A 4,883-nucleotide genomic window follows, 5' to 3' on the forward strand; every position below is an offset into this window, starting at 1 on the left:
CGGCATACTGGCTCCGGACGCTGGCGGGCGCACCAACGGTGCTGAAGCTGCCGACGGACCAGCCGCGTCCGGCGCAGCAGGACTACAGCGGCAGTTACGTCGAGTTCGCATTGCACGAGCCGCTGACCGCGCAGCTCAAGGCGCTGAGCCGGCGTGGCAATCTGGATACGAGCGGCGAGCACGACAACACTGTCGTGCCCCTCGCCGCTTGGCCGGTCGTACCAGCGAGGCTCACGGGTCCAGACAAGCTGTTGTGCTCGATCAACCAAATCCGAGCGAATGAATGTGACAGCGGGCAAACATCCAGGGAGATAGCTCATGCGGGTAGCCGTCGTGTGGAACCATGATCATACGGGCGTGATCAACCGGTTCGGTCAGGTTTGTCCGGAGGACGACGACCGCGAGGCGGTCGAAGGCGTGGCGGCGGCACTGCGGGAGGGCGGCCACGAGACGCTGCTGTGCGAAGGCGATAAAGGACTGCTCGCTACGCTCGAGCGGTTCATGCCCCCCGATCCGCAAGCCCGCCCCTCCGGTATCGTCTTCAACATGGCATACGGAGTTCAGGGCGAGTGCCGTTACACTCACGTTCCGGCCATGCTAGAGATGGCCGGCGTTCCGTACACCGGATCGAGCCCGCTCGGGCATGGGCTGGCGCTCGACAAGGTCCTCACCAAGAGGCTCATCCGCGATCGCGGCGTGCCGACACCGAACTTTCGCGTGATGCGTCGCGGCACCGAGAGTACCGGCGACTTGCGATTCCCAGTGGTAGTAAAGCCGCGTCACGAATCCGCCAGCGTCGGATTGCAGCTCGTACATGAGCCCGCCCAGTTGAGGCAGGCCGTAGAAATGATTGTCACGCAGTATGCGCAGGATTCGCTCGTGGAAGAATACATCGAGGGGCGGGAAATCTACGTCGCGCTGCTCGGAAACGGAGAGATCGAGGTGTTCCCTCTGGTCGAGCGGGACTTCGGCGACCGCAAAAGACGTCTTTTTACTTGGGAAGACAAGCACATGGCGATCGGGGCGCCGCAGGCCATATGCCCGGCGCAAATCGGAAGCAAACTTGCGGCGATGCTGCGGGATATTTCGGTTGCGACCTTCCGTGCCTGCCAGTGCCGAGATTATGCCCGTATCGACCTCCGGATCGATCGCTCCGGCCAGCCCTTTGTCTTGGAGATCAACTCCATGGCGGGGCTCGGTATGTCCACCGCCTATGTCCTGGCCGCGACGACCGCCGGACACAGCTTCTCGAGCTTGGTCAATCGCATCCTCGATGTCGCTCACACGCGGTATTTCGGAATCGGAATCCCCAAGGCCGAACGCGCGTCGAATCGCGACAGGATTTTTCCCCGCTAGCGGACCGCTGGGCTGTCACTCCGCTGCTCGCATGGATTCGGCGAGGCGATGATGGTGAGGTCGGCACTGTACAACTCGGCGACGGAATCGGAGAACGCGAGCTTCTATATCAGTGGTGTCCTTGGGGAATCGGTGAGTCCGTGGTTGCGGCCCTGCGGAGATCGGCATGATCGTCCCCGGTCAGCACATACGGCAAGTCGGGGATTCCGGCGCGGCGATCGGATCAAGTTTGATCTGGGACGGGTCCGGCCTGCTGAGGGTTTTGCCTGGCTGGGATTTTGCCTTCGTGCGGCAGTCCGATCGACGAGCCGGTTCCATCGGCTGCATTGTTTTTGCGGTAGATCCGAAACGGGAAGTTCGTACAGGCAATAGTGCCCGTTGTAGGCGTGGCTGGTGATGAGGCCATGTTTGGCCCATCTGTGACGGTGTGCTCGTGGATATTGAGACGCGCGGCCGCTTCCTAGTTTTGTCAGCATTCCACGTTCCCGCAGGCGGTCATAGCGAGAGCGCAGCTTGTATCGGTGAACGAGATAGGCAACTCACAAGGCCGTGAAGCGGGCGTTGTGGCGGCCGCGGCGTGCGGTCTCGCCCGGACGATCCCTTGCTGGTTGAGCAGTTCTGCAATCTCGGGAATAGATGTGGTTGTCGAGGAGTTTATCGACCAGTTCGACGATGCCGGGCTGCGTCTTGACCTGCTGGGCGGAAGATTTTGGGCTCAGGGTGGTGAGCGTCTGGATCTTTGCCGCCTTTGAATCGCACGTGAACCTTGGTGGTTCCCTCCGCCAGCAGCTTGACGAGAGTGACATCCTCGATGATGTGGGCAAGCAGTCGCTTGCGTTCGCAGTTTGGTGTATCCGCCCAGAGCTTGTTGAATCCACCGTCATTGCGATCAGCCGTCGCGGACAGCTTCATCAAGCATGAATTGATCGTGCTCTCGGGCGCTCGCGATCTTCGAGGGCCTTGGCCAAAATACGGAGCTTCTCGTTCCATTCGCCTTCGAGCGTGTCGGCGACGAGACGATTATCGGGATCGACCAACATGAAACGGCGCTGGGCCAGATCGATCTGGGCGCGCTCGACCGCGCGGCAGCGCAGCCGATCTGCTTCTCATGCCGGGCCTCGATCTCCTTGTTAACTGGCATCGTGACGGTGAGCTCCGTCGTTGCGCCGCCGCGCCGCGCCATACGCCCTCGGCCCGTCACGGGCGCTGCGGCGCAAGACGACCTTGTCGATCAGGCAACGCAGCAGCGTCTTTCGCTGCGCGCGCGGCGTCGCGCGCTCTGCCAGCGCCTCGATCTCGGCCGGCGCGACCGCTTCGAGGAATGCGGTCGCGACCTAGCGGTCGATCGGCGCGGCCGGCAAGCGCCGACACTCTGGCACACCATGCTGTTGGCACAGATGATTGCAGGCGTATTGATTGTTGCCCTTGTAGCGCACGAACATGTTGTGCCCGCATTCCCTGCACCAGGTGATGCCGTGCAGCAGGGCGGCGCCATCGCGCGAAATCCCGCGGCCCTTGGATGCGCAGATAGTCGCTTCGGTTGTCGCGCAGGATATTCTGGACCTTCTCGAAGGTCTCCCAGCTCGGATAGGCGGGATACTTATCCTTCACGACAATTCTCCATTCCGGCATCGGTCGCGGCGTCTTATGCGGGTGCCCGGACAGGCCCGGCGGCCGAAGGCGCTTGCGGCCGTAGCCGAACGCTCCGGCAATAGGCCGAGTTCTCCAGCATATCGGTCACCGCCGGAACCGTCGGCCGCTTCCAACATACCTCGCCATGCCGACCGCGTCGCGGCAGTGAGAGGTTGGCGGCGTGCAAAGCTCGCATCACCCGCCGAGGGTGACGCGCGCGACCAGGTCCTTGAAGCCCTGCCGGTGCGTTGCGGCGGCACCGGTCAGGCAGGGATCGGCATCCATAACGTCGATATCGCCTATTGCTCGAACTTGTGCGGAAGCACGGATATGACCCGAGTTCTCGGGAAGAGCCGGGTGCAGGAGAGCCGCACGCCCGGATCTGTGAGGGCGAAGCAAAATGGCTAGCTGTGAGCTTTCAATAGGTTGTCCATCCGACCCTGGGCGAGAAGACTGAGGTTGTCGAAGCTTCAGTGATTCCCGGAGGATCGGATGAACGTCCACAAGAATGCCGCCTGACGCGGCACGGTCGAGAGCGAATTGTGAGGCAAGTCGAGAGCGGACAAACGCCGGAGGCCGTTGCCGAAGCCGCAGATGTTTGTCCGCGGACCGTTCGCAAGTGGATCGACCGATACCGCCGCGAAGGCCTGAGCGGATTGGTTGACCGTTCATCTCGACCGCATCGACTGCGCCAGCCGACGCCCGAAGCGATTGTTCAGACGAGCGAGCGGCTGCGTCGCCAGCGCTGGACGGGTAAGCAGATCGCTGCAGAGGCGGGCGTCTCGCCGGCAACTGTCAGCCGCGTTCTACACCGGTTGGGTCTCAACAAGCTGAGCGCCTTGGAACCCGAACCCGCGCCGCTATGAACGGGAGCATCCGGGCGAACTCATTCATCTCGACATCAAGAAACTTGGCCGCATCGGCTCGGTGGGGCATCGCATCACTGGACGGCGGACAGGCACGGTCAACCGGCATCTCGGCATCGGCTGGGAGTTCGTCCACGTCTGCATTGACGACGCCTCTCGCGTCGCTTTCGTGCAGGTCATGCCGGATGAGCGCAAGGCGAGCGCCGTTGCCTTCCTGGAGGCCGCCGTCGCCTACTATGCCAAGCTGGGCATCCGGGTCGAGCGCGTGATGACCGACAATGGCTCCTGCTACCGGTCAAAGGCTTTCCGGGCAGCCTGCAAACGTCTGGGTCTACGGCAGATATTCACCCGGCCGTACACGCCCAAGACCAACGGCAAGGCCGAACGCTTCATTCAAACGAGCTTGCGCGAATGGGCTTACGCCCGAGCCTACAGCAGCTCTCAAGAACGCACCGCCGAACTGCTGCACTGGCTTCACCGATACAATTGGCACAGGCCTCACGGCAGCTTAGGATCAAAAACACCCATCAGTCGCCTCGGACTGGAGAGGGACAACCTATTGAGGCTCCACAGCTAGCTACTCGACCACGACCCGCGTGGCGGATGGCGGCGGGCAGGCGGCGAACGTCGTCGCCTGCCGAAATCGCAGATAACACGCGATCGCCTCGCCGACGGCCCTGCTTGTACCAGCGCTCCAACCTGGATCTCGGCCGAGAACGAAATGCCTACTTGACGCGATGCTCAAGGTTGCCGATGACGATCCCCTTTGCGGCGAAATGGAAGTGGCCAACGATATGCCCCCGCTGGCACCCATGGGTTGGGCGCTAGCCTACCTAAATTCCGCTTAGGCTCGAAACGCTGATGTCGTCTGCGTCGGAGCGATCGCTGCTGCATACAGAGTTAAGCCGAACTGGGCCGCAGTCGGATCAATCCAATGCCGTTCTCTATGTCGATTTGGGTCCCGAATGACTCCGAGAGCTTCTGTAGCCGCTCCAGAATGGCTCTTGCTTGCGGAGCGGGGGCGAGCCT

At 62.1% G+C, this 4,883-nt stretch carries 3 protein-coding genes and 1 pseudogene; all 4 read left to right on the top strand.

Annotation, left to right across the window (positions count from 1 at the left end):
• Nucleotides 1-347 (top strand): hypothetical protein (locus ABVQ20_RS40205; RefSeq protein WP_354465380.1); only part of this gene is annotated, 347 nt, incomplete at its 5' end.
• Nucleotides 319-1,356 (top strand): D-alanine--D-alanine ligase family protein, encoded by a 1,038-nt coding sequence (locus ABVQ20_RS40210; protein WP_354465381.1) that lies wholly within the window; start codon nucleotides 319-321, stop codon nucleotides 1,354-1,356. The genes ABVQ20_RS40205 and ABVQ20_RS40210, both read left to right, overlap by 29 nt.
• A gap of 723 nt (nucleotides 1,357-2,079) precedes the next feature.
• A complete protein-coding gene (locus ABVQ20_RS40215) occupies nucleotides 2,080-2,277 on the top strand; it encodes a hypothetical protein (protein ID WP_354465383.1) in 198 nt (65 codons plus the stop codon).
• Nucleotides 2,278-3,480: 1,203 nt separating this feature from the next.
• Nucleotides 3,481-4,431 (top strand): annotated as a pseudogene (locus ABVQ20_RS40220) (IS481 family transposase).
• Nucleotides 4,432-4,883: the final 452 nt, after the last annotated feature.

Source organism: Mesorhizobium shangrilense, assembly GCF_040537815.1.
In the GTDB taxonomy this organism is placed as follows: Bacteria; Pseudomonadota; Alphaproteobacteria; order Rhizobiales; family Rhizobiaceae; genus Mesorhizobium; species Mesorhizobium shangrilense.

Bases quoted from the DNA above. Each gene is read 5' to 3' on its own strand.
- ABVQ20_RS40210 (WP_354465381.1), top strand. From the start codon at position 319: ATGCGGGTAGCCGTCGTGTGGAACCATGATCATACGGGCGTGATCAAC.